The sequence below is a fragment of the Acinetobacter sp. KAM396 genome, from assembly GCF_021602765.1.
Taxonomy (GTDB): Bacteria; Pseudomonadota; Gammaproteobacteria; order Pseudomonadales; family Moraxellaceae; genus Acinetobacter; species Acinetobacter towneri_A.
Genome location: NZ_BPPH01000007.1, coordinates 1 through 25,384, shown reverse-complemented (window position 1 = coordinate 25,384; position 25,384 = coordinate 1). Strand labels below are relative to the sequence as shown.

The window sequence follows — 25,384 nt, the reverse complement described above, 5'->3', positions numbered from 1 at the left end:
TTCCTTCATGATTATGCCCTAATCTTATGCGCTCCTTTCAGTAGATATCAAGGAAGAGATCACAAGGAACTTCAAGTAAGAACAGTTAAGAGGTTTTTTTATGCATTCGCGCCGTATTTTATTAGCGTTTTCACTGGCAGCTTCAGCAGCATCTGTCGCATTTGCTGATTTAGTTGAGTTAGATTCTCAAAATTCATCGACTGATCGTATTGAGCAATTAACCCGTACCTTGTCACAAGGTTCTTATACAGAAACACAAGACATTGACATTCCTGCACAAACGCAGATGACCGTTAAGCTTCGTGAAAAGACCACAGAATTAAATAATGCCTCTTTAGCCAAAAAATACGGTACCAATACCAGCACTCGTTTTGCTTCTTCAAATCCTTATTCGTGGTTAGTGTCACATCCTTTACCGAATGCACGTATTAGCTCGAACTATGGCGGTCGTGTTATGAGTGGTCGCGCTGAAAACCATTCAGGCTTAGACCTTGCTGCACCAAGCGGTACACCAATTTATGCGACTGGACCAGGTATTGTGACCAAGTCAGGCTGGGGTACAGGTTATGGTCAATTCGTAGAAATCAACCACGGTAATGGTTATATCACGCGCTACGCACATGCTTCACGTTTAATTGCACGTGTGGGTGACCGCGTTGAAGCAGGCGAACATATTGCTAACGTGGGTTGTACAGGTCGTTGTACAGGTCCACACTTACATTATGAAGTAGTGAAAGATGGTCAACGTAAGAACCCTTCAACCTATTTAGCAATGTTGCCGTAATGCTTTGGCTAGAAAATCATGCTCTAGCCACATTCACTGTAAACGACGCACTACAAATTAATACATGAAATTAAAGCGGCAAAGGTCGCTTTTCTTTATACTCAAGTTTGCACTTTTTATAGTACAACTAGTACAACCAGCAAAATCCAGTTAAGCTTTTCAGACTTCAACTTATTCACATAAAAATAATAACACGCAGTATCTGCTTTATTGTATAAAAAACCGCCTAAATTGGCGGTTTTTTGTTATTTGATGTAAGAAAGTGTCAATCACTATTTATTTTCTAAATAGTATGAAGGATACGCATTTAAGATTAGCCATATCTACTAAAGTTTAAATTATGATACATATAAAGCATATGATTAGGCTTAGGAATAGTGAATTATGGCGTTTTACGGTGATACGGACTCACAAGAAACCCAAGAATGGCAAGATGCCTTTGATGCTGTGTTACAACATATGGGTACTGAACGGGCAGCATTTTTACTCGAAAAATTGTACCAACGTGCAATCGCAAAGCATGTACCCATTCAGCGCTTAAATACTCCCTACCTCAATACTATTTCAGTGGAAGAACAACCTGCTATGCCTGGCGATCCAGATATCGAGCGCCGTATTCGGGCCTTGATTCGCTGGAATGCGTTGGCAATGGTGTTACGTGCCAATAAAACAGGTGATGATTTAGGCGGTCACCTTGCAAGTTTCGCATCTTCAGCAACATTATATGATGTTGGTTTTAACCATTTCTTCCGTGCCAATAGCGATCACTTTGGTGGTGACATGATCTACTATCAAGGTCATTGTGCACCAGGTATTTATGCTCGTTCATTTTTAGAAGGGCGTTTAACAGAAGATCAATTGAATAATTTCCGCCGCGAAGTGGGCGGTAACGGTTTACCTAGCTATCCACATCCTTATTTAATGCCTGACTATTGGCAGTTCCCAACAGTATCGATGGGTCTAGGTCCAATCATGTCAATTTATCAGGCGCATATTCAAAAATATTTAATGAACCGCGGTTTGATTAAAGAAGAAGACCGTAAAGTCTGGGCATTTCTGGGCGATGGTGAAATGGATGAGCCAGAAAGTCTGGGGGCGATTTCACTGGCAGGTCGTGAAAAGCTAGATAACCTGATTTGGGTGGTCAACTGTAACTTACAGCGTTTAGATGGGCCTGTACGAGGTAACGGTAAAATCATTCAGGAACTTGAGTCGTTATTCCGTGGCGCAGGTTGGCGCGTAATTAAAGTGGTTTGGGGGCGTCATTGGGATGCTTTATTGGACAAAGACGATACAGGTGCATTAAGAGCCATCATGGAAGAAGCGGTCGATGGTGATTATCAGCGTTTACAAGTGAAAGGCGGTGCATACGCCCGTGAGAAATTCTTTGGTAAATATCCTGAAGCCAAAGAATTGATCAAAGATTTAAGCGATGAAGATATTGATAACCTGAACCGTGGTGGTCACGATCCGTATAAAGTGTTTGCGGCGTATGCTGAAGCATGTAAGGCCAAAGGTCAGCCAACGGTCATTTTAGCCAAAACTGTCAAAGGCTATGGTTTGTCGGATGAAATTGAAGCGGTAAACAAAACCCACCAAATCAAAAAAATGCAGTTGGATTCCTTAAAATATGTGCGTGACCGCTTTAACTTGCCATTCAGCGATGAGCAACTTGAAGAAGTGCCGTTCTATCGTCCAAGTGAAAACTCGCCTGAATTAAAATATATGAAAGCGCGTCGTGAAGCGTTGGGTGGTTATTTGCCTGCGCGCCGTAAAGACAGCGAAGCTTTACAAATTCCTGAATTATCAGTTTTTGATTCAGTGTTGGCGGGTTCAGGTGGAAAAGAGCAATCGACCACTATGGTGATGGTGCGTTTGATTTCAGCCTTGCTCAAAGAAAAAGCCATTAAAGACCGCGTGGTACCTATTGTACCTGATGAAGCACGTACTTTTGGTTTAGAAGGCATGTTCCGTCAATTGGGTATTTATGCCGCACATGGGCAAAAATACACTCCTGAAGACCAAGAACAGTTGATGCATTATCGTGAAGCCAAAGACGGTCACATGCTGCAAGAAGGTATTAATGAAGCCGGTGCAATGAGTGCTTGGGCAGCTTTAGGTACCAGTTATTCAACCAATAACTTGCCTATGATTCCAATGTATATGTATTATTCCATGTTTGGTTTCCAGCGTATTGGCGATATTGCATGGGCGGCAGGTGATGCGCAGGCGCAAGGTTTCTTGTTGGGGGCCACTGCAGGACGTACCACACTCAATGGTGAAGGTTTACAACACCAAGATGGTCACTCGCATATTTTAGCCAATACCATTCCAAACTGTGTGTCCTATGACCCATGTTTTGGTTATGAGCTTGCCGTGATTGTACATGATGGTTTACAGCGCATGTATGTCAATCAGGAGCGCGTATTCTATTACCTCACTCTCATGAATGAAAACTACGAGCATCCTGAAATGCCGCAAGGTGTGGAAGAAGGCATTAAGCGCGGTATGTATTTACTACAGGAAGATGAAAAAGCCACGGTTCAATTGTTGGGTTCAGGTGTAATTCTGCGTGAAGTCATTAAAGCGTCAAAAATCTTGCGTGAAGAGTACCAAATTCACTCGAATGTCTACAGTGTGACCAGTTTTAACGAATTGGCGCGTGATGGTATGGCGTGTGAAGAGTACAACCGTTTGCATCCTTTGGCTCAAGAAAGCAAAGAGCCTTGGATTTCACAACAGTTACGTGGCAAAGATGGCATTGTAGTGTCTGCAACCGATCACATGCGCGTCTATAGCGAGCAAATTCGAGCTTACTTGCCAGACAATCGCCCATTTGTTGCCTTGGGTACCGATGGTTATGGTCGTTCCGATACCCGTGGTAACTTGCGTAGCTACTTTGGGGTCGATGCTGCACACATTGTGGTAGCAACCTTGAAAAAACTGGCTGATGAAGGCGAAGTCGATGCACGCTTAGTCAAAGATGCAATTTCGACATTTGAGTTAGATACCGATCGTCCTGTCGCGTGGGCGCCGCAAGCGGTTCCTGAAGTACAAGCGGTTGCTGACTACAAAGAGGAGCACTGATCATGCAAATTCAAACGCCTGATATTGGTGTCGATAAAGCGACTGTTGCAGATATTCTTGTCAAAGTGGGTGACACGATTGCAGTCGATGACAGCATTGTTCTGTTGGAATCAGACAAAGCTTCTGTTGAAGTACCAAGCACTGCTGCAGGGGTAGTGAAAAGTATTTTGGTACAACAAGGCGATGAAGTGACTGAAGGTGCAGTGCTGATTGAGTTAGAAACAGATGCTCAAACCGCAGCTGCTACAGAAGTGGCTGCACCGCAAGCCGAAGTAGATGCTGCACCGAAGGAAGATGCCGAAGCGTCGATCGCTGCAGCGCCAAACTCAGCGACATCAAACACTGCGCAAGAAGTAGATGTGCAAATACCTGACATTGGCGTGGAAAAAGCCGTTGTTGGGGAAATTTTAGTACAAGTCGGCGATGCGATTGATGTTGATCAAAGCATTATTGTGGTGGAGTCGGACAAAGCCACAGTAGAAGTGCCGAGTACGGTGTCGGGTACAGTCACTGCCATCCAAATCAATAAGGGTGATACCGTAAAAGAAGGTGTGGTGATTCTGAAAGTGAAAACTGCCACATCTGGCGCAGTCACACAGGTGGAAACACCTCAATCAGCACCAGTAGAAGCGGCTGCTGCAACAGTGAGCGCAGCAACTGCATCGGCACCACAAACCGCAGCATCAACTCAGGTTGAAGTGGCTGTACCTGATTTAGGGGTCGATAAAGCCACAGTGGCAGAAATTTTGGTACAAGTGGGCGATAGAGTTGCAGTGGACCAAAGTTTAATTGTGGTGGAGTCAGACAAAGCCACGGTTGAAGTGCCAAGTACTACCGCAGGTGTGATTCAAGCCATCCACGTGGAATTAGGGCAAAGTGTTGCGCAGGGCAATGCCTTAGTGACGATAGTAACTGCAGGCGCAGCTAGACCAACAGCAGTTGCAGCAGATCAAGTTGTTTCTACGCCAAGTACATCGCCAGCAGTCAGTGCTGAATCTACAGCACAAACCACGACGGTTGCAGCAAGTCTGCATACGAATGTAGACAAACTGAGTAAGGCACAACATGAAGCCAATGCAAAAGTCTATGCAGGCCCCGCTGTGCGTAAACTTGCGCGTGAATTAGGTGTTGTTTTAGCCGAGGTGAAGCCTACTGGCCCACATGCTCGTGTACTCAAAGAAGACTTGAAGGCTTATGTCAAAGCACGTCTTACTGCGCCGCAGACTGCTTCTGTCGCTGCCGCCACGCAGCAAGTTACAGGTTTGCCAAAGCTGCCTGACTTTAGTGCATTTGGTGGTGTGGAAGAAAAAAGTTTGACCCGTTTACAGCAAGTGTCAATTCCGCAATTGTCCCTGAACAATTACATCCCACAAGTTACGCAATTTGATTTGGCCGATATTACCGAGCTAGAAGCGTGGCGCGGTGAATTGAAAGCCAACTTCAAAAAAGAAGGTGTCAGCCTGACCATTTTGGCGTTCATTGCCAAAGCTGTAGCGCATTTGCTGAAAGATGAGCCGTATTTCGCTGCGCATTTGGCAGACGATCAAAAGTCTGTGCTGCTGCGTAAAGAAATCCACATGGGCATAGCCGTAGCAACCCCTGATGGTTTAACCGTGCCTGTGCTACGCAATCCAGATCAGAAATCGATTAAACAAATTGCGATTGAACTGGGCGAGCTCAGCCAAAAAGCACGTGATAAAAAGTTATCGCCTAAGGATCTACAAGGTGCAAACTTTACCATCACCAGTTTAGGTTCGATTGGCGGTACGGCATTTACTCCATTAGTGAATTGGCCGCAGGTTGCAATTTTGGGTATTTCACCAGCGACCATGCAGCCTGTTTGGAATGGTGAAGGTTTTGATCCGCGTTTGATGTTGCCGTTGTCATTGTCGTATGACCATCGGGTAATTAATGGCGCAGATGCAGCACGTTTTACCCACAAATTGACCCAATTGTTGGCAGATATTCGTAGCTTGCTGCTCTAAATTCAGCAAAGCTTTATAAAACCCTGCTGCAGCAGGGTTTTTTTGTCAGTGCTGTTATTCGGCTAAATTTGCTTAACTGCAGTATTCCGTTTAGAATAACTTTACTTCATTGGGGAGTAGCCGCTTTTTACTCATTTCTGTTTCAACTGAATGTAGTAAAAAGGTGATGGTCAACATATTTGTTCCACAGAACATGGTCATCATAGCAAAGAACCAAGTCAGCTTTATCAAGCTTTCTTTTGTTGGCAAGACCTTTGATTTATCACTCTGCAGATTTTGGCTAGCAGGAGGGATAGGTCATTGGTATGTGTGCTAGCCAGAGAAAAACATCATGTATGAATTCCTCATCTCGACTGCCATTGTCGCCTTAGCCGAAATGGGTGATAAAACCCAACTACTGGCTTTATTACTCGCGGCACGTTTTCGTAAACCTGCTCCAATCTTGGTTGCTATTTTACTGGCAACACTCATTAATCACGGACTTTCTGCAGTTTTGGGGCAGTGGATTACCACGGTACTTAGTCCTGAAATTTTATTGTGGATTTTATCTTTAGGTTTTATTGGCATGGCGATTTGGATGCTTATTCCAGACCAATTGGATGATGAAACTGAAAGCATTAACAAATGGCAAAAATACGGGGTATTTGGCGCGACCTTTGTGTTGTTCTTTTTGGCAGAAATTGGCGATAAAACTCAAATTGCCACAGTGGCTTTAGCAGCACGTTATGACAGCGTGTTTTGGGTCATGCTTGGAACTACTTTGGGGATGATGCTGGCCAATGCACCTGCGGTGTTTATTGGCAATAAATTAGCGACCCGATTGCCAATTGCTTTAATTCATAAAATTGGTGCACTGATTTTCTTGGTTATTGGTTTGTCGACTTTGGCGCAACATTATTTATTCTAAATAATTTATTAAAATGCATAAATCCCGAGCGAGTTGCTTGGGATTTATTTATGTCTGTCGAGCTGCAATTTACTGATATTTCAGATAATCCAAGCTATTTTATTTATTGTAACTTTCCATAAATAGCTATATGTTATTCAGTCATAGTAAATGTATTTTTAAAATGAAAAAATTGGGGTTTGGTTATGGCATTTGACCGTACAATATCGCAGGTCTTATTTGATAATGGGACACACAAATGTATTAGTTTTACCAGTTTGGTCAAAGGTGAAGGTGTTCAGGCCAACCAATTTTTGATTATTGATAATAATCGTGCTGCGGTGCTAGACCCAGGTGGCGACCTGACCTATGTGCCACTGACCATGGAATTAAACAAATATACCCGTTTGACCAATCTTGATTATGTCATGGCATCGCACCAAGACCCAGACATCATCACTTCAATGCCGCGTTGGTTGGTCTATACCGAAGCAAAAATCGTAGCATCAAAATTGTGGGCGCGTTTCTTGCCGCACTTAAGCTCATCTTTTATGAGTGATCGTATGAAAGGCGACTGGCTAGATCGTTTGGTGGAGCTGCCAGATGAAGGACAGGCGATTCATTTGGGTGAGTCTAAAATTATTGCTGTGCCTGCGCACTTCTTGCATTCTGTCGGTAATTTCCAGTTTTATGATCCTATTGCCAAAATTTTATTTTCTGGCGATATGGGTGCGTCAATGGTGGAAGATGCTTCAATTCCATTGACTGATTTTGCTGCGCATATTCCTGCTATGAAAGGCTTCCATCAGCGCTATATGTGTTCTAATAAAGTGATTCGCCTCTGGGTGAATATGGTACGCACTATGGACGTTGAAATGATTGTGCCACAACACGGTACCCCATTTGTGGGCAAAGAACAGGTGAATCAATTCCTAGACTGGATTGAAACATTGGAATGTGGCGTCGATTTGATGGATGAGCACGTGTTTAGCTACCCCGAATAAGCAACAAAAAAAGCTGAAAAAACTGTAAAAAAAACTTGAGTGCAAAAACAACTTTTTTTAAGATTTTCGCCCAAAAACGATTTTTTTGATGACGAGAACTTAACGAATGTTGTCTCAAGTACCTACAGCAGATGCCTGCTTAAGCTGCGGCGCGTGTTGCGCTTATTTTCGTGTTTCATTCTATTGGGCCGAAGGCATAAATATGCCTGAGCACTACACGGAACCAGTTACAGCAGTCTATTCATGCATGTGTGGTACCAATCAGAGTCAGCCGCGTTGTGTTGCTTTAGAGGGTGAGGTTGGACAGAAAGTGAGCTGCGGGATTTATGAATTACGCAGCAGCTCTTGTAAAGAAGTACAAATTGCCGATGATCAATGCAATAAAGCACGTCGTGCGCATAACATGATTCCATTTGTGCAGGTTGATCCAGCTATATCTGTGAATGATGATGACTTCGATCAAGTCGTTTAATTGTCAAGTCAGCTGTTGATGGCAATCTAGAGTGAAGCAAGGCTGTGGCTTTGCTTTTTTTGTGACTAATTGGGGATAGATAGCCAAATTATGCTTCAGATTGGAACAGTTTGTCTGGCTGAAAAACGAAACATCACAATTTTTTAAATCTACGGGGCTAAAAAGTAAATTAGGCGTGAAAACCTCATTTTTTAGATAGATGAAAATTGCCTTGTTTTCGTGCAGCATCCCCCAAAAGGTAGAATAAAAAATATTTCTTAGAGAATAAATGAAATTTGTGCCTAGATTTGTTTATAATGGCTCACGGAAATTACCAGTGAGACTGTTATGCTGACCATCGTTCAAGAAGCGTTAACCTTCGATGATGTCTTATTACTCCCTGCCTATTCTACTGTCCTCCCAAAAGATGTCTCCCTAAAGACACGTTTTACCCGCGGCATTGACCTGAATATTCCGCTTGTTTCAGCAGCAATGGATACGGTGACTGAATCTCGTATGGCAATTGCGATGGCGCAAAACGGTGGTATTGGTATTTTGCATAAAAACATGGACATCGTTGCGCAAGCAGCCGAAGTGCGCCGTGTGAAAAAATTTGAAGCGGGTATGGTGAAAGACCCGATTACCGTAACGCCTGAAACGACAGTACGTGAATTGATTGCGTTGACCCAAGCCAACAATATTAGCGGTGTACCTGTAGTAAAAGATGGTAAAGTTGTGGGTATTGTGACAGGGCGTGATACACGTTTTGAAACCAACCTTGAACAACCTGTTAGCAACATCATGACAGGACAAGATCGTTTAGTGACAGTACGCGAAGACGAATCTAAAGAAAATATTCAAGCTTTATTGCAACAGCATCGTATTGAAAAAGTCTTGGTGGTGAATGACCAGCAAGAATTAAAAGGCTTAATTACGGTCACAGACTTCCGCAAAGCAGAATTGTATCCAAACAGCTGTAAAGATGACTTAGGTCGTTTACGTGTGGGTGCTGCAGTGGGTACAGGCGCAGAAACACCAAGCCGTGTAGAAGCATTGGTTGAAGCAGGTGTCGATGCGATTGTAGTCGATACTGCACACGGTCACTCTGCAGGCGTAATTGAGCGTGTACGTTGGGTAAAAGCCAACTATCCGCAAGTTCAAGTAATTGGCGGTAACATTGCAACTGGCGATGCTGCTTTGGCATTGTTAGATGCAGGTGCAGACGCAGTGAAAGTGGGGATTGGCCCAGGTTCAATTTGTACCACACGTATTGTGGCAGGTATTGGTATGCCGCAAATCTCGGCAATTGACGTTGTTGCCAATGCATTAAAAGAACAGATTCCATTAATTGCCGATGGTGGTATTCGTTTCTCTGGTGATATGGCCAAAGCAATTGGTGCTGGTGCAAGTACGATTATGGTCGGTTCATTGCTTGCAGGTACTGAAGAAGCACCGGGCGAAGTTGAATTCTTCCAAGGTCGTTACTACAAAGCATACCGAGGTATGGGTTCATTGGGTGCAATGGCCGGTGCAACGGGTTCTGCAGATCGTTATTTCCAAGACTCGAAAGCAGGTGCAGAAAAACTTGTACCAGAAGGCATTGAAGGTCGCGTACCATACAAAGGCCCAATGGGCAACATCGTGCATCAGATGATGGGTGGTTTACGTTCATCAATGGGTTATACAGGTTCTTCAACTATTGAAGACCTACGCCAAAATGCTAAATTCGTGAAAATTACGGCAGCAGGTATGCAGGAATCTCACGTGCATGATGTGACGATCACCAAAGAAGCGCCAAACTATCGCGTTGGTTAATATTTAGTAGAGTTTTCAAATAAAAGCCGTCATCAATGTGACGGCTTTTTCATTTATGGTGTAAAGTAACTCGCAGTAAAAAGTGATGATAAAGATCACCCCTAAGAAGTGAGAACAATATGAGTTATTTTGGTACAGACGGCATTCGAGGGAAGTTTGGAGAGTTACCAATTACACCTGAATTTGCATTAAAACTCGGTTTTGCAGCAGGTAAAGTTTTAAAAAAGCACACCAAAAAAAATAAACCGATTGTGGTATTGGGTAAAGATACACGTCTTTCAGGCTATATTTTAGAAGCAGCACTACAGGCAGGTTTAAATGCCGCAGGTGTCTATGTGCATTTGCTTGGTCCATTGCCGACGCCCGCCATTGCGCATTTAACCCGTGCCTTGCATGCCAGTTTAGGTATTGTGATTTCAGCATCGCATAATCCATATTTTGATAACGGGATTAAATTCTTCTCGGGCGAAGGGAAAAAGCTGCCAGATGCCTTGCAAGAAGAAATTAACCAAGAATTGCAGCAAGAATTAAAAATTGAAGATACGGCCAACTTGGGTAAAAGTGTGCGTGTCAAAGATGCCAATGGGCGTTATATCGAGTTTTGTAAATCGACCTTTCCATATCATTTAGATTTAAATGATCTCACCATGGTGGTCGATTGCGCCAATGGTGCTGCCTACAATGTGGGCCCTGCAGTATTTCGTGAATTAGGCGCGAAAGTGATTGCTATTCATAATGAGCCGAATGGTTTAAACATCAACGAAAATTGTGGCTCAACCCATCCTGAAAGTTTACAAAAAGCAGTGCTTGAGCATCAGGCGGATTTGGGTGTTGCATTTGATGGTGATGCAGACCGTGTGATTTTGGTCGACAGTCAAGGCAAGCAAATTGATGGCGACCATATTTTATATATTCTTGCCACACAAGGCTCAAAAAAACCTGCAGGTATTGTGGGGACGCTAATGAGTAATATGGCACTGGAATTGGCGTTGGAAAAAGCCCAAGTACCGTTACTGCGTGCCAATGTTGGTGACCGATACGTGCTACAAGGTTTGGAAGAAAATGGGTGGGTGATTGGTGGTGAGCCATCGGGGCATATTTTGACTTTGGATAAGAGCACTACAGGGGATGCAATTATTGCTGCCTTACAAGTGTTAACGGTGATGGTAGAACAAAACAAAGCCCTGCATGAATTGGTGGCAGATTTTAAACTGTTACCAAACGTGCTAGAAAATGTACGCTTAGAGAATATGTTTGACCCTTATACTGTTCCTGCTTTGGTTGCAGAGTTTGATCGTGCCACGGAGCAGCTGAAAGGTCGTGGACGCTTATTAATTCGTAAATCGGGCACTGAACCTGTGATTCGTGTCATGGTGGAAGGTGATGATTTGGCTGAAGTGCAGGCATTGGCAAAAGATTTAGCAGCAGCTGTACGTCGTCATGCAGTCTAAAGGGGGCAAATCATGAGTGATTTAATTAAAGATTTAAGTGAGCTGCGTTTAAGTTACCAAAAAGGCGAATTGCTAGAAGCACAGGTTAGTGCCAATCCGCATATTCAGTTTTTGAATTGGTTTAACCATGCCTTAGAAGCTAAGCTACACGAACCCTATGCGATGTCATTGGCAACTGCCAATGCGCAAGGTCGTCCGCATGTGCGTACCGTGTTGCTGCGCGGAGCTAGCAAAGCAGGTTATGACTTTTATACCAATTATGACAGTCAAAAAGGGTTAGATTTAGCTGCCAATCCTTATGCTGAATTGTTGTTTTACTGGCCTGAACTGGAACGCCAGATTCGTGTCAGCGGTCATGTCGAAAAAATTGATGAGCAAGAATCGACTGCGTATTATCACAAACGCCCGCGTGACAATCAGATTGCTGCGCATATCAGTACCCCACAAAGTGGTGTGATTGCCAACCGCGAAGAATTACAGGCGCGTTTTCAAGACTTGCATGCCCAGGTGGGCGATCAATCTGAATTGCAAAAACCTATATTTTGGGGCGGTTACCGCTTGCAGCCTGATTATTACGAATTTTGGCAAGGTCGTCCGAACCGTTTGCATGACCGCTTAGCTTATGAAAAAATTGAAGGTGAGTGGAAACTACAACGCTTGATGCCTTAAATGACCGGAAATTATGTCAAAAATTCTAATAAAACAAAGACCTTTACTTACACGCCCTGAAAACTTTCAGGGCGTCTCTACATTTGTTGCCCAAATTTTAGCACGCCGTGGCGTTGCGTCTGAGCAGGAGCTAGAACTTAAACTGAAGCATTTGCTTGCCCCAAATATGAAAGGTCTACCTGACGCCATTCAGCTGATGGATCAAGCGATTGATCAGCAGAAAAAAATAGTGATTGTGGGCGATTACGATGCCGATGGCGCGACCAGTACCACACTTATGGTTTTGGCGTTGCGTGAAATGGGCGCACAGGTGCAGTATTTAGTACCTGACCGTTTTAAATATGGTTATGGCTTAACCCCCGCCATTGCCGATTTGGCTTTTGGGCGTTATACGTCTGATGTATTAATTACGGTAGATAACGGCATTTCCAGTCATGCAGGCGTGGAACGTGCGCAAGCTTTGGGGATGCAGGTCATTATTACTGATCACCATCTCACCACAAAAGCCACCCCAAATGCAGAGGCTGTGGTCAATCCGAATCAATTGGGTTGTGATTTCCCAAGTAAAGCCTTGGCAGGTGTGGGCGTGGCATTTTATGTGTTGGCGAACTTATCCAGTCAACGAAAAAAACAGGGCAAATCTGCTGCAAATTTGACTCAATATTTAGATTTGGTGGCTTTGGGGACCTATGCCGATGTCGCCAGTCTAGATTATAACAACCGTATTTTGGTGGATGCAGGCTTAAAACGGATACAGCAGAATTTATGCCGTCCGGGGATTAGTGCATTGCTGGATTTGGCAGGACGTGAACCCGCACAGCTTAAAGCACAAGATTTGGGCTTTGTCTTGGGGCCACGTATTAATGCTGCAGGGCGCATGGAAACCATGGATATTGGGATTGAATGTTTATTGGCAGCAGATATGCAAACTGCTTATGCTTTGGCACGTCAGTTAAATAGCCTGAACCAGGAACGTCGTCAAGTTGAAGGACAAATTAAACAGGATGCGCTGGCTGAACTGGAAAAGCTGCAATTGCATACAACTGATTTACCGCATGCATTGGTCTTGTTTGAAGAACATTGGCATCAAGGCGTGATAGGCATTGTTGCGGGTCGCTTAAAAGAACAGTTTCACAGGCCTGCAATCGTGTTTGCTGCCGATGAAGATGGTGAACATATTAAAGGCTCGGCCCGTTCCATAGAAGGCATTCACATTCGTGACAGCATTGAATTGGTGGCAGAGCAATATCCACACTTGGTTAGTCATTTTGGTGGGCATGCTGCAGCCGCAGGCTTGACCATTAAAAAGGTTCATTTTGCAGAATTTAAACAGGTGTTTGAACAGCTAATTGCGCAGATGGATGCTGAGCTGTTTCATGCCGTACTGTGGACAGATGGTGAATTGCCACCAGAGGCTTTTCATTTACACACGGTAGAGATGCTGCAGCATTTGGCACCGTGGGGACATAAATTTCCACAACCTGTATTTGAAGGGCGTTTTAAAGTGGTGGATTTTAGATGGTTGAAGGACAGTCATTTAAAATTGCGTTTGGCATTGGATAATGGACAAGTGGTTGATGCGATTGCGTTTGGCGCCAAAGATAAATTTGAATTTAACCCGATGTTGGATGATGTACGTTTGGTTTATGAATTAGAGCGCAATGTTTTTAATGGCAATGTGAGTTTACAGTTGCATATTGTGCATTTGGAGCAATCTAAATAACAAAATCCGCTCAAATTTGAGCGGATTTTTTTGCTTTTAATGTGAGGGATTAGAAGCGATAAGCAGCACGAAGACCGAAGACATTTGCATTTTCTTCAAAGTTAATAGAGCCTTCTAGGCTGACTTGTTGATTGAAGAATTTTTTAGCACGAATTTGGAAGGTATCATCTTCACCGTCATCGGTATAACCGAGGCCAATGCTAAATGTTTTGTCGAGATATAGATCAGTACCTAGGGTGAAAATTTCATCATCAGCAAAAACAACACCACCCTCAAAGTTCATGTCATATGCACCGACTTGAGTAACGTATTTGGCACGTAAAGTCGCATCAGAATCATCAGTATCATCGTTATCAAAACCAGCAATACCCGCTGCAATGAGTAAACCTGAAACTGGAAGGTAACCTACCTCAGCTGTATAACTTGTTGTGTCAAAATCCTCAAAACCATCTTCTTCAATTGTTGTCTGACCAATACCAGCACTTAAATAAAAATCCGTATTTGGAACGAAATATTCAACACCAATACCAAAAGTTGTGCTTTCGGCTACATCAAAATCAATATAACTAATAGCGGCATTAACGTTGCTTGCACGATTTAAAAAGGCAGCTTCATTTAATGGTGAGTTCTTCACTTGAACTGGATTAAAGTAAAAAGTCCCATCAAGTGCAAAACCTGTAGAAGTATCTGCATTTTCATAATCAGGATCAATCACTAAAAGTGATCCACCAATTTCAGCTTGATATGCATGAGCAGTACTTAAACCAGCAAGAAGAGCAGTTGCAAGCGCAAGTTTTTTTAACATTATTGAGATTCCCTCTGTTGTAGAAATATGACTGTTTTGTTACAGTTGTTGCTGATTGTACGGAAAATAAACATACAGTCAATGCACTATTTCTACCTAACTGTTTATTTGGGGGGCATAAAAAAGCACCCTTCCGAAGAAGAGTGCTATTTGAGTGAGGAATTAGACTAAACTTAGAAGCGATATTTCGCAGCGACACCAAAGCGGTTGTAGTCAGCATTACCAACTTCACCAAAGCCTACTCGGCCTTCTAGACTAACCTGTGGGGTAAAGAATTTACGTGCACTCACACCAAACTCATCATTATCGTTGATATCGTTGCTGTAATAATCGACACCTACACTTAGCGTTTTATCAATGAAGTAGTCTGCTGCCAGATTGTATTCATCGAGATCACCAAAAGCAGCACCTGCTTCAAGGTTAATGTCTTTACCATTCGAAAGTGTAGTTACGTATTTAGCACGTAAAGTCGGGTCTACACCATCATCACGGTCATTATCCCAACCCTTAAGACCTGCTGCGATTAACAAGCCCGGTGCTGGTAAATAACCCACTTCTGCACCATAGGTGGTTAAATCATTGTTTAGGTCATCATTGTCTTTCAAGTCATGACCGCTCACATTACCACTTAAGTAAAAGTCTGAGTTCGGTACAAAGTACTCTGCACCTACGCCATAAGTATGCGCTTCATTGTCGCCAACTTCGTCATATTGGTATTTGGCATTTACGTTGCTAGCACGATCAAGGAAAGCTGCTTCTGCCAAAGGTGCATTACGGGTTTGTACAGGGTTAAAGTAATAAGTACCATCTACACCGAATGAACCGCTTGAACTGCCGTTGTCTGGATCAATCAGTCCTGCTGATGCACCAATTTCAGCTTGGTATGCGTTCGCAGTACCAGTGATAGCCAAAGCTGAAAGTAGGGCTGATGCGATTGCTAATTTTTTCATGGAAAGTACCCCTCTGAAATCTGGTTAACAGTTAAACTTTTTGTTACAACTTTCAGTCTAGGCGAAAATAAAACAGCGTCAATCACAGGAAAGTTACCGCATTGTTTCAAGCGTAAGTTTGTGTAATTTTTTGAGTTTAAGTGATTGAAATAAAAATGAAATAATTAAATGTTTTGTTTTATTAAAACTATGTAGGTTTTGTGAATTTCACCAAGATTGATCATTAAGCAATCAATATTGTTTCATCCTTGTTTTATTTTGGCGGGTTTAAGCCATTGCGATACACAAATTTTAGGCTTGTATTCAGCTGAATGTGTCAGGCAAAACATCAGCGCGATAGATCAGCCATTAAGATAAACATCAGTGTTAATCGAGCATGTTATTTGTAGGTTAGATATCCACTGAACTCTCACTTTAAAAGTTGAAAGCGATTTTTATTTCAACCTTATTTAGCATTCAACCTATAAAAGTTGAAAAGTTATGCTGGAATTTACAGCAGGGTAGAAATGCCAGAACAGGTCTGTGCTACAATTATCAGTTAATAAGCTTCATTGTTAATTGAGAGAATTTACGTGGAAATTAATCCTTATCTAAACCAATTAAAAGACTTGAACGAACGTAGTCAAACACTACGGGGGTATCTTTGACTACGATCTGAAAAAAGAGCGTTTAGAAGAGGTTCTCCGCGAGTTAGAAGATCCTGCAATCTGGAATGATCAAAGTCGTGCGCAAGCCATGGCCAAAGAAAAGGGCGAGCTTGAAAACGTGATTCATGTCCTAGAAGGTTTGGCGACACAGTTAGAAGATGCCCAAGCCATGTTGGACTTAGCTGTTGAAGCCGATGATGAAGATTTATTGGTGGATGTGCAGTCTGAATTGACTTCTGCTGAAGAAGAACTGGCGAAACTAGAATTCCGCCGTATGTTCAGTAATCCAATGGATCCAAACCCATGCTATGTTGAAATTCAGGCAGGTTCGGGTGGTACAGAAGCGCAAGACTGGGCATCGATGTTGTTGCGTATGTATATGCGCTGGATTGAACGTCACGGCTTTAAAGCAGAATTGATGGAAGAATCGGATGGTGATGTGGCAGGGATTAAATCTGCGACCATTCGCGTTGAAGGCGAATATGCCTATGGTTGGTTGCGCACTGAATCGGGTGTGCATCGTTTAGTGCGTAAATCGCCATTTGACTCAGGTAACCGTCGTCATACGTCATTTTCTGCAGTGTTTGTTTCACCAGAAGTGGATGACAACATTGAAATTGATATTAACCCTGCCGATGTCCGTACCGATACTTATCGTGCTTCAGGTGCGGGTGGTCAGCACATTAACAAAACTGACTCTGCGGTACGTTTAACCCACGCACCTACAGGAATTGTGGTGGCATGTCAGAACCAGCGTTCACAACACGCCAACCGTGACCATGCGTGGAAACAGTTACGTGCCAAGCTGTATGAATTGGAAATGAGTAAACGTAATGAGGCGGCTCAAGCACTTGAAGACTCGAAGTCTGATATTGGTTGGGGCAGCCAAATTCGTTCTTATGTATTGGATGATTCACGTATTAAAGACTTGCGTACAGGCGTGGAAACTTCAAATACAGGTGCAGTTTTAGATGGTGATTTAGACAAGTTTATTGAAGCCAGTTTAAAACAGGGGCTATAACTTACGGTCTGTAAGATCCTAATGAGCCTGCCCAATTCAGTTGAGTTGCTTAAAAAATTCATATAAATCGTAAAAAAACGATATTAATATCGAAAAAATACGATATATTAAGGACAGCTGCTGAATTGGGCTTATATTTACGAATATGTGTCTGAATGATGGATGTCGATTTAATTTTTAAAGCCTTAGCCAATCCTACCCGTCGGCAAATTTTAGAATGGTTAAAAGCACCAGAACAATTTTTGTCGATCGATGAGTGTGGCGACTTTAAGCGTGGCGTATGTGCAGGACATATTGAGCGTTTGGGCAACCTGTCGCAATCGACCATGTCAAATCATTTATCGGTACTGCAACAGGCAGGTCTTATTCGTGCAGAAAAATACGGACAATGGTCATATTTTTCTCGTAATGAAGCACTCATTCAGCAATACGTCGAATATTTAAAACACTCACTTTAACTGTGAGATTAGAGGCAAAAATGGCTGAATTAGACTCTCCTTTGGTTTTGGGTGATCTTCATCTTAAAAACCGTGTCGTGATGGCACCTTTAACCCGCAATCGTGCCAGCGATGATCGTGTACCTACGCCAATGATGGTTGAATACTATGCGCAACGTGCAAGTGCTGGCCTGATTATTTCTGAAGCCACAGTGATTTCTGAAGAAGCCAATGGCTATTTAAATACTCCAGGATTGTTTACCGATGCTCAAGTGCAGGGTTGGAAACTCGTTACCGATGCCGTGCATGCCAAAGGTGGTTTGATTGTGGCGCAACTGTGGCATGTAGGTCGTGTTTCACATCCAGATTTACTCAATGGTGCAACACCAGTATCGGCAAGTGCGGTACAACAAGCAGGTTATGTCAGTTTGTTGCGTCCTAAACGTGAATATGTGTTGCCACGTGCCTTAGAAATTGCAGAAATCCACACCATTACCGAGCAATATAAGCAAGCCGCGATTCGTGCTAAAGAAGCCGGTTTTGATGGTGTTGAATTACATGCTGCCAATGGTTATCTGATTGACCAGTTCTTGCAAAGCAAAACCAATCAGCGTGAAGATGAATACGGCGGTTCAGTGGAAAATCGTACACGTTTCCTGCTAGAAGCAACTGATGCACTGATTGAAGTATGGGGCGCAGATCGTGTAGGTGTGCATTTAGCGCCGCGTTGTGATGACCATGACATGGGCGACAATGATCCACGTGAAACATTTGGCTATGCCATGGAGCAGCTGGGTAAGCGCAAGATTGCCTTCTTCTTTACCCGTGAATATCTTGCTGAAGACAGTATTTCTGAATATATGAAAGAGCGTTCAGGTGGAGTGCCTTATATTGCCAATATGCAACTAAGTCGTGAAGATGCGATTGAGCTGTTGGCATCAGGCAAGGCTGATGCGGTGGCTTTTGGTAGGGCGTATATTGCCAATCCAGACTTGTATGAGCGTTTATTGGTAGATGCACCTTTAAATGAACTCAAACTAGAAAACATGATTGGCACTGCTGTTGCAGAAGGCTATATCGATTATCCAACTATGGCTGAAACACAACACGCTGTAGAATAAAAGCCCGTATAGCGCCACACATGCAATTAACATGCGCGTGTGGCTCTGTTATATTTTGCCGACAGTCATTTTTAGGGCGCATCTTTTGGCAACTCCATTATGGTATAACGCAGCCTTGGCGCTGTTAAAACCGATTTATCAGTCACGTATTCGTAAACGTGCCGAACATCCTGAGCAATTACAACAAGAACTGCTTGAGCGTTTTGGCCCATTTCAGCCCGCTAAAAATTTACATGCCATTTGGTTTCATGTGGTGTCGGTAGGAGAAACCAATGCCGCGCAACCTTTAATTGAACATTATTTAAAAGCGGGACATCCGGTTTTAGTCACCAATACCACCAAGACGGGGCAGGCGCGTGCCAAATCATTATTTTTAAAAGCACCGTATTTAGATTTATTTCAAGCCGTATATTTACCTGCCGATCAGGTGCATCTAATTCGTGAGTTTTATCAGAAATATCAGCCCAAATTATTGGCATTGGTTGAAACAGAATTGTGGCCAAATTTGATTGATCAGGCGCAGCATTTTCAAGTCCCGTGTTTGTTAATTAATGCACGGCTTTCGGAAAAATCCGCCAAAGGCTATGCCAAAGTTAAAGGATTGACACGTGGCATGCTTCAAAATTTACAGCAACTTTTGGCGCAAGACCTTACCACACAGCAGCGTTTTATTGCATTGGGGATGCCTAGCGAGCGTACAAAGGTGGTGGGTAATATTAAATTTGATATTCGTGCCCCAGAAGATTTTGTAGAGCAAGCCGTGCAGTTGCAACAGACATGGCAATTGGCACATCGCAAAATTATTACCCTTGCCAGTACCCATGCACCAGAAGAACAGCAATTATTGACTGCACTGAAACCTTATTTTGCAGAGCATCCTGAACTGTTATGTATTGTTGTCCCGCGTCATCCAGAGCGTTTTGATGAAGTGGCTGTGCAGGTACAAAAACTGCAACTCAATATGCAGCGTCGTAGTTTGGCCGAAGTGATTCAACCTGACACACAGGTGTATTTAGCCGATAGTATGGGTGAAATGTGGTTATGGTACGCCTTGAGTCAGGCGTGTTATGTCGGCGGCTCGCTGAATGAACCTGGTGGCGGTCATAATATTTTAGAGCCTTTGGCCTTAAGTGTCGCCACGGTATTGGGTAAAAATTATTTTAATTTCCAAAGTATTGTGGATGAGTTTGTTGCAGCAGAAGCTGTGTATGTGGTCGAAAATGCTGAACAAGCTGTAAATACGTTAACGCAATTGTTGTTTGAACCTGCGTTACGTGCACAGCTGAATCAAAATGCTCAAGTGATTATGTATAAAAATCGTGGCTCTTTAACTGAGCATATTCACGTGATTAATCAGTATCTTTAAAAATGAATATCGTTTTGCTTGACCCGCGACAGGGTCCAAATGAAGTGTGGTCTATTAGCGCCCAGCGCCAAGTACAGCATTTGCATACGCATGTCGGTATACAAGTGGGTGATACCTTGAAAGTCGGGATTCGCGGTGGCAAGCGTTATTTGACCGAAGTGGTGGAAGTCAGTGAGCAGCGGATTCAAGTCAAAGCTCTGCGTGAAGAAGCTGTCCCAAAAAAACTGCCTGTGACCCTGATTGTGGCTTTACCACGCCCTAAAGTATTGCGTCGTTTAATTATGGATAGCGTGACGCTAGGTGTGGAAAAAATTATTTTGCTGCACAGCTATCGGGTCGATAAAAGCTATTGGCAAACACCATTTTTGCAACAACTCGATCAATATGTAACTTTGGGTTTGGAACAAGCAGGCGATACCATTGCACCTGAGATTCAGCTTTATAAACGCTTTAAACCCTTTGTGGAAGATGTTTTGCCCGGTTTGATTTCTGCCGATTGTTCTGCTTATGTGGCGCATCCTTATACCGATCAAGCTATGCCACATGCCATCCAACATCCATGCAGTATTGTGATTGGCCCAGAAGGTGGATTTATTCCCTACGAAATTGATTTGCTCGAAAAAAACGGCTGCCAAGCGCGGCACTTGGGCAACCGTATTATTCGTACTGAAACTGTGATTGCTTATGTTTTAGGGCGTTTGTTTAGTGCGGGCTGAATCATCTTCATTGACTGCTGCATCACCACGATAAACTTTCACTTCCTGCACAGGATAAGGAATCGAAATGTGATGTTCGGCAAAAGCGGCAATTACCCGTTCTTGCACTTCACTGATGGATGCTGAAGTGGTGGTTTCCGTCGTATTTACCCACCAACGCACATTTAAATTAATCGAAAAATCGGCCAAGGCAGTGACATTGACGCTAAATGCAGGTTGGCTCAAGATTTTTATGTCACGGTCTAAAATGGCCAAAATAATATCTTTGGCTTTTTGTACGTCATCTTCATAACCAATACCGACCACAAACTCGCAACGACGACGGGTATAAGCCGTATTGACCGTCACGGCACTGGTATACACTGTCGCATTTGGAATCACGATGCGACGTCCATCGGGAGAGCGCAGGAAGGTGGCACGAATCTGAATATCTTCTACCGTACCTTCCATATTATTTACGATAATGTCATCACCAATTTTAAATGGCTCACCAATCAAAATCAGCACGCCCGATAATAAATTCTGGAAAATATCTTTAAAAGCAAAACCAATTGCAACAGAGCCTAGACCCAAGGCACTCATGAGTTGGCTAGGGGTGAATCCTGGAATCGCAATTACCATCGCAATCAGAAAGCCAAAGAAAATAATAGCGGAACTACCAACCCGATTCAGCACCAAAACCAGATTTTGTCGGGTATAGGAACGATTGTTTAGGGTCTTACGGATAGACCATTTGAACACGCGAGCAAGCAGCCAAAATACAAACAGCACTACGGCTGCAATTATCAAATACGGCACACGCTCCCAAAATCCTTCCATAATTTTGTCGATGGTTGAATAGGCGTCATTGTACTTGGCTGTATGATTGATCACGGTTTGCGTAGTTTTTTCAGTGGCCTCATGCAACAGCTGACTGGTATTTTCAGAAACTTCACTGAGTGAGGGTTTGGATTCTGCCACGATAATTCCGAATTCAAAATGAAGCGAGTATTTTGCCTGAAAAACTCAATTTGGTTAATGCAGCAATGCTTACTTGCGAGTATTTTAGACAACTTGGGTAGATGTGATGAGCACACTATTTTGTAGCACTTAAACTGATAGTTGTATGTGGTTTTATCTTTAAGACAGGGTCGCAGGTATGAATGATTAGCTGCGTAAAAAAATGTTAATACTCATGATTATTGGACGATATTTTGTTTAAAAATAATGCAATGTGCAGTACAGTGGAATGAAAACCTGAAAAGTATGAATGCAAGAACATGGCATTTGATCAACGCTTTGGCATGCTTTTTTTTATATAAAATTTATGCGACTAAAGCCGAATGGTGGGCCATAAAAAAGAAAGTTCATACTGTGAATATGCAGAAATAATAATCAATAACGTGGCATACATCTCGTGATGAGATGCGAGAACATCAAGGAAGTAGCAGATGAAAGACGTATATCCTGTTCCAGATGAATTTAAAAAGACTGCCCGCACCACTGAGGCAGAATATTTTCAACGCTATCAACAATCTATAGATGACCCTGAAACTTATTGGGCAGAGCAGGCCCAACGCTTAGATTGGATTAAACCTTTTACCCAAGTCAAAAATACCAGCTTTGACCCTGAGAATTTTAAAATTGAATGGTTTGTGGATGGGCAACTGAATGTCAGTGCCAATTGCTTAGATCGCCATTTAAAAGAACATCCGCATAAACCTGCAATAATTTGGGAAGGAGATCATCCATCTCGGCATAAAGTGGTTTCTTTTGCTTCTTTGCATGATGAAACCTGTCGTTTTGCCAACGTGCTGAAAAAGAACGGGGTGCAAAAAGGTGATCGGGTGGTGCTGTACATGCCGATGGTCTCCGAAGCTGCGATTGCCATGCTGGCCTGCGCGCGGATTGGTGCAGTGCATTGTGTGGTTTTTGGTGGTTTTTCTCCCGATGCTTTGGCTAGCCGAATTGAAGATTGTCAGGCCAAGTTAATTGTCACTGCCGACTCGGCCATGCGTGGTGGTAAGCCAATTTATTTAAAAGCCAATGTCGATGCTGCCCTAAAAGTAGCAGGTACTGACTGTGTGCAAAATGTGATTGTGGTGCATCGTACAGGCAATCCGATTGAGATGCTGCCCGAACGCGACGTGTGGTATCACATGGAAATTATGTCGGTCAATGACATCTGCCCACCCGAGCCGATGAATGCCGAAGACCCATTATTCATTTTATATACTTCGGGTTCGACAGGAAAACCCAAAGGCGTTTTGCATACTACAGGGGGTTATTTGACCTATGTGAATAGCACGTTTAGGGAGGTTTTTGACCTGAAACAGGATGATGTGTTTTGGTGTACCGCTGATGTAGGCTGGATTACAGGGCATTCTTATGTCTTATACGGGCCATTGTCGAATGGTACATCAACCGTGATGTTTGAAGGGGTGCCGAACTATCCAAGTTGGGCGCGCACAGGGCATATTGTCGATAAACACAACATCACCATTCTATATACCGCGCCGACTGCCATTCGCGCCATGATGCGAGAGGGAGATCGTTTTGTACGTGAGAGTTACCGTAGCAGTTTGCGTTTACTCGGTTCAGTCGGTGAGCCGATTAATCCTGAAGCATGGAACTGGTATTACAACGTGGTAGGTGAAGGACGTTGCCCAATTGTAGATACATGGTGGCAAACCGAAACAGGGGGCATATTAATTTCAGCATTGCCAGGTGCAACGCCACTGAAACCCGGTTCGGCGACGCGCCCTTTATTTGGGGTACAACCCGCAATTGTCGATGCCGAAGGTAATGAACTGGAAGGCGCGACCGAAGGCAATTTAATTATGAAAGATTCATGGCCAGCGCAAATGCGCGGTATTTGGGGCGACCCTGCACGTTTTATTGAAGCGTATTTTTCGACCTATCCGGGTGCGTATTTTACAGGAGATGGTGCACGCCGTGATGAAGATGGCTATTACTGGATTACAGGGCGTGTGGATGATGTCTTGAATATTTCGGGGCACCGTTTAGGTACCGCAGAAATTGAAAGTGCCTTGGTGGCACATGAAGCTGTGGCTGAAGCGGCAGTGGTGGGTATGCCCCATGAGATTAAAGGACAGGGGATTTGCACCTTTGTAACCTTGCAAGTTGGTACACCTGAGTCAGAGGAGTTGCGTGAAGAATTAGTCAACTGGGTACGCAAAATTTTGGGGCCTGTGGCAACACCTGATGCGCTGCATTGGGCACCTGCTTTACCCAAAACCCGTTCAGGTAAAATCATGCGCCGTATTTTGCGGAAAATTGCAGCGAATGAATTGGATAGTTTAGGTGACACATCTACTTTGGCTGAGCCGCAAGTGGTGGAGCAATTGATTGCAACGGTGTATGGGGAGCGGTAGGTTTTTAACTATTCAAAATCAATAAAAAAGCCCCCATCTTTCGATGAGGGCTTTTAAAATTTTGGAGCGGGAAACGAGACTCGAACTCGCGACCCCAACCTTGGCAAGAGTCACCGACATAAAATACACTAAATAACACAATTGGTACGTTAATAAACTCTATATATAACAGTTATATAGAGTTTTTATTTTGTGTGACGTAATTTAAGATGGGGTGGGGTACTTTTATTTTTGGTCACTAATTTATTGTGATAATCAACAATAATAACCAACATACATATGCTTAATCTAAAGGTATTTTACTGACTGGTATAATTTTATGATGAGAGGGGTGTTGCCTGAGGCTACGGTTTCTGTTTGGCCTTTTGGCGTAAGACGTACAAATATAAGCTTTCTACTTTTTCACGTGCCCATGGTATGGTACGCAAGAATCGTAATGATGATTTAACACTTGGGTCTATGCAAAAACATCTATTTAAAAGCAGATTGGCAAGGTTTAGCAGATGTACAACTTGCGACACTAAACTGGGTAGATTGGTTCAATAAAAAGCGTGTACACAGTGCACTGGGTTATGTGTCGCCTTTTGAGTTTGAAGCAATGTACTATGATAAGATTAACCCGTTAGGTCAGGTGGCTTAACTTAAATAAAAAAGTCTCCGACAAAAATAAAAAAGTCTCCGACAAACCCGGTACGGTTCAAAATGAAAATACGAATGGTTTAATCCGTCAATATCTGCCAAAATCATCATCGTTTGATGGCGTGTCAAACGAACAAATAGAGCAGATAGAATTTGCACTCAACCATCGTCCTAGAAAAACACTAGGTTGGTATACACCGAGTGAAGTTATGGCTGGTTTTTATACTGTTGCACTTGCCGCTTGAATCCGCCGCTTATAATATGAGAAATTAAACACATTATCTTTATTTTCCTCTGTACACGACAAATTTCACAGAACCCTTATCCTATCAGGATTCTGCTTTCTTAAAATTGCCAAAATTTCCTTAAACTCTTCTTTTTTCCCAAAACCAATTAAACGCTGAATCGCCATTTGAACATAGTCTAAACCATAGCGAAATAAACTCATTGAGA

Annotated in this window: 19 protein-coding genes, 4 pseudogenes and 1 riboswitch; of the genes and pseudogenes, 18 read left to right on the top strand and 5 right to left on the bottom strand. The window is 43.1% G+C overall.

Annotated features, from left to right (window positions below):
• The first annotated feature begins 100 nt into the window (after nt 1–100).
• From L6C30_RS05635 to recJ, 10 genes are all read left to right on the top strand, one after another.
• On the top strand, nt 101–784 hold the full coding sequence (locus tag L6C30_RS05635) for a M23 family metallopeptidase (RefSeq protein ID WP_236162545.1): 684 nt from the start codon (nt 101–103) through the stop codon (nt 782–784).
• Between the two features lie 384 nt (nt 785–1,168).
• Nucleotides 1,169–3,871, top strand: a complete 2,703-nt coding sequence (gene aceE / locus L6C30_RS05630; protein WP_236162544.1) for a pyruvate dehydrogenase (acetyl-transferring), homodimeric type — start codon at nt 1,169–1,171, stop codon at nt 3,869–3,871.
• 2 nt (nt 3,872–3,873) lie between these two features.
• Nucleotides 3,874–5,856, top strand: coding sequence for a 2-oxo acid dehydrogenase subunit E2 (locus L6C30_RS05625; RefSeq protein ID WP_019837084.1), 1,983 nt, complete (start codon nt 3,874–3,876; stop codon nt 5,854–5,856).
• A gap of 99 nt (nt 5,857–5,955) precedes the next feature.
• Nucleotides 5,956–6,115: riboswitch (yybP-ykoY riboswitch) on the top strand.
• Nucleotides 6,116–6,187: 72 nt separating this feature from the next.
• Nucleotides 6,188–6,763: a TMEM165/GDT1 family protein gene (locus tag L6C30_RS05620; RefSeq protein ID WP_070155881.1), complete on the top strand. Its 576-nt coding sequence runs from the start codon at nt 6,188–6,190 to the stop codon at nt 6,761–6,763.
• Between the two features lie 185 nt (nt 6,764–6,948).
• Complete coding sequence (locus L6C30_RS05615) at nt 6,949–7,746, top strand: MBL fold metallo-hydrolase (protein WP_236162543.1); 798 nt, start codon at nt 6,949–6,951, stop codon at nt 7,744–7,746.
• Nucleotides 7,747–7,852: 106 nt separating this feature from the next.
• Nucleotides 7,853–8,218, top strand: coding sequence for a YkgJ family cysteine cluster protein (locus tag L6C30_RS05610; protein ID WP_074964477.1), 366 nt, complete (start codon nt 7,853–7,855; stop codon nt 8,216–8,218).
• Between the two features lie 327 nt (nt 8,219–8,545).
• Nucleotides 8,546–10,012 carry an IMP dehydrogenase gene (gene guaB, locus L6C30_RS05605; protein WP_019837088.1) on the top strand — a complete coding sequence of 489 codons (1,467 nt, stop codon included), beginning with the start codon at nt 8,546–8,548 and terminating at the stop codon, nt 10,010–10,012.
• 119 nt (nt 10,013–10,131) lie between these two features.
• Nucleotides 10,132–11,463 carry a phosphoglucosamine mutase gene (glmM, locus tag L6C30_RS05600; RefSeq protein WP_236162542.1) on the top strand — a complete coding sequence of 444 codons (1,332 nt, stop codon included), beginning with the start codon at nt 10,132–10,134 and terminating at the stop codon, nt 11,461–11,463.
• 12 nt (nt 11,464–11,475) lie between these two features.
• Nucleotides 11,476–12,132 carry a pyridoxamine 5'-phosphate oxidase gene (gene pdxH, locus L6C30_RS05595; protein WP_236162541.1) on the top strand — a complete coding sequence of 219 codons (657 nt, stop codon included), beginning with the start codon at nt 11,476–11,478 and terminating at the stop codon, nt 12,130–12,132.
• Nucleotides 12,133–12,145: 13 nt separating this feature from the next.
• Nucleotides 12,146–13,855 (top strand): single-stranded-DNA-specific exonuclease RecJ, encoded by a 1,710-nt coding sequence (recJ, locus tag L6C30_RS05590; protein ID WP_236162540.1) that lies wholly within the window; start codon nt 12,146–12,148, stop codon nt 13,853–13,855.
• Nucleotides 13,856–13,904: 49 nt separating this feature from the next.
• On the opposite strand, the gene L6C30_RS05585 is transcribed toward recJ, so the two are convergent.
• Both L6C30_RS05585 and L6C30_RS05580 read right to left on the bottom strand, forming a co-directional pair.
• Entirely contained in the window at nt 13,905–14,660 is a 756-nt protein-coding gene (locus L6C30_RS05585; protein WP_236162539.1) for a putative porin, read from the bottom strand.
• Nucleotides 14,661–14,833: 173 nt separating this feature from the next.
• A complete protein-coding gene (locus tag L6C30_RS05580) occupies nt 14,834–15,610 on the bottom strand; it encodes a putative porin (protein ID WP_004974263.1) in 777 nt (258 codons plus the stop codon).
• A gap of 572 nt (nt 15,611–16,182) precedes the next feature.
• Between L6C30_RS05580 and prfB the strand changes: the two genes are divergently transcribed.
• The 5 genes from prfB to L6C30_RS05555 all read left to right on the top strand — a co-directional run bounded on the left by prfB (nt 16,183) and on the right by L6C30_RS05555 (nt 20,918).
• Nucleotides 16,183–17,278 (top strand): peptide chain release factor 2 gene (gene prfB, locus L6C30_RS05575; RefSeq protein ID WP_096901669.1). Its coding sequence is split into 2 segments (ribosomal slippage): nt 16,183–16,254 and nt 16,256–17,278, totalling 1,095 coding nucleotides; the frame shifts between segments, so codons are not numbered across the junction.
• Between the two features lie 158 nt (nt 17,279–17,436).
• Nucleotides 17,437–17,736: a helix-turn-helix transcriptional regulator gene (locus L6C30_RS05570; RefSeq protein WP_236162576.1), complete on the top strand. Its 300-nt coding sequence runs from the start codon at nt 17,437–17,439 to the stop codon at nt 17,734–17,736.
• Nucleotides 17,737–17,756: 20 nt separating this feature from the next.
• A complete protein-coding gene (locus L6C30_RS05565; RefSeq protein ID WP_236162538.1) occupies nt 17,757–18,836 on the top strand; it encodes an alkene reductase in 1,080 nt (359 codons plus the stop codon).
• A gap of 85 nt (nt 18,837–18,921) precedes the next feature.
• On the top strand, nt 18,922–20,202 hold the full coding sequence (locus L6C30_RS05560) for a 3-deoxy-D-manno-octulosonic acid transferase (protein ID WP_236162537.1): 1,281 nt from the start codon (nt 18,922–18,924) through the stop codon (nt 20,200–20,202).
• A gap of 2 nt (nt 20,203–20,204) precedes the next feature.
• Entirely contained in the window at nt 20,205–20,918 is a 714-nt protein-coding gene (locus L6C30_RS05555; protein ID WP_019837096.1) for a 16S rRNA (uracil(1498)-N(3))-methyltransferase, read from the top strand.
• On the opposite strand, the gene L6C30_RS05550 is transcribed toward L6C30_RS05555, so the two are convergent.
• Entirely contained in the window at nt 20,892–21,878 is a 987-nt protein-coding gene (locus L6C30_RS05550; protein ID WP_019837097.1) for a mechanosensitive ion channel family protein, read from the bottom strand. The genes L6C30_RS05555 and L6C30_RS05550 overlap by 27 nt on opposite strands.
• 470 nt (nt 21,879–22,348) lie before the next feature.
• Between L6C30_RS05550 and acs the strand changes: the two genes are divergently transcribed.
• The gene (gene acs, locus L6C30_RS05545; protein ID WP_236162536.1) at nt 22,349–24,292 is read left to right on the top strand and encodes an acetate--CoA ligase; all 1,944 of its coding nucleotides are present in this window, start codon (nt 22,349–22,351) and stop codon (nt 24,290–24,292) included.
• Nucleotides 24,293–24,636: 344 nt separating this feature from the next.
• Here acs and L6C30_RS05540 read toward each other — a convergent pair.
• Nucleotides 24,637–24,765: pseudogene (locus L6C30_RS05540) on the bottom strand (VF530 family DNA-binding protein); the annotation flags it as partial.
• On the opposite strand from L6C30_RS05540, the pseudogene L6C30_RS05535 reads away from it, so the two are divergent.
• Both L6C30_RS05535 and L6C30_RS05530 read left to right on the top strand, forming a co-directional pair.
• Nucleotides 24,765–24,932 (top strand): annotated as a pseudogene (locus tag L6C30_RS05535) (integrase core domain-containing protein); the annotation flags it as partial. The pseudogenes L6C30_RS05540 and L6C30_RS05535 overlap by 1 nt on opposite strands.
• A 61-nt stretch (nt 24,933–24,993) precedes the next feature.
• Nucleotides 24,994–25,176 (top strand): annotated as a pseudogene (locus L6C30_RS05530) (transposase); the annotation flags it as partial.
• Nucleotides 25,177–25,241: 65 nt separating this feature from the next.
• On the opposite strand, the pseudogene L6C30_RS05525 reads toward L6C30_RS05530, so the two are convergent.
• A pseudogene (locus L6C30_RS05525) lies at nt 25,242–25,384 on the bottom strand (IS4 family transposase); the annotation flags it as partial.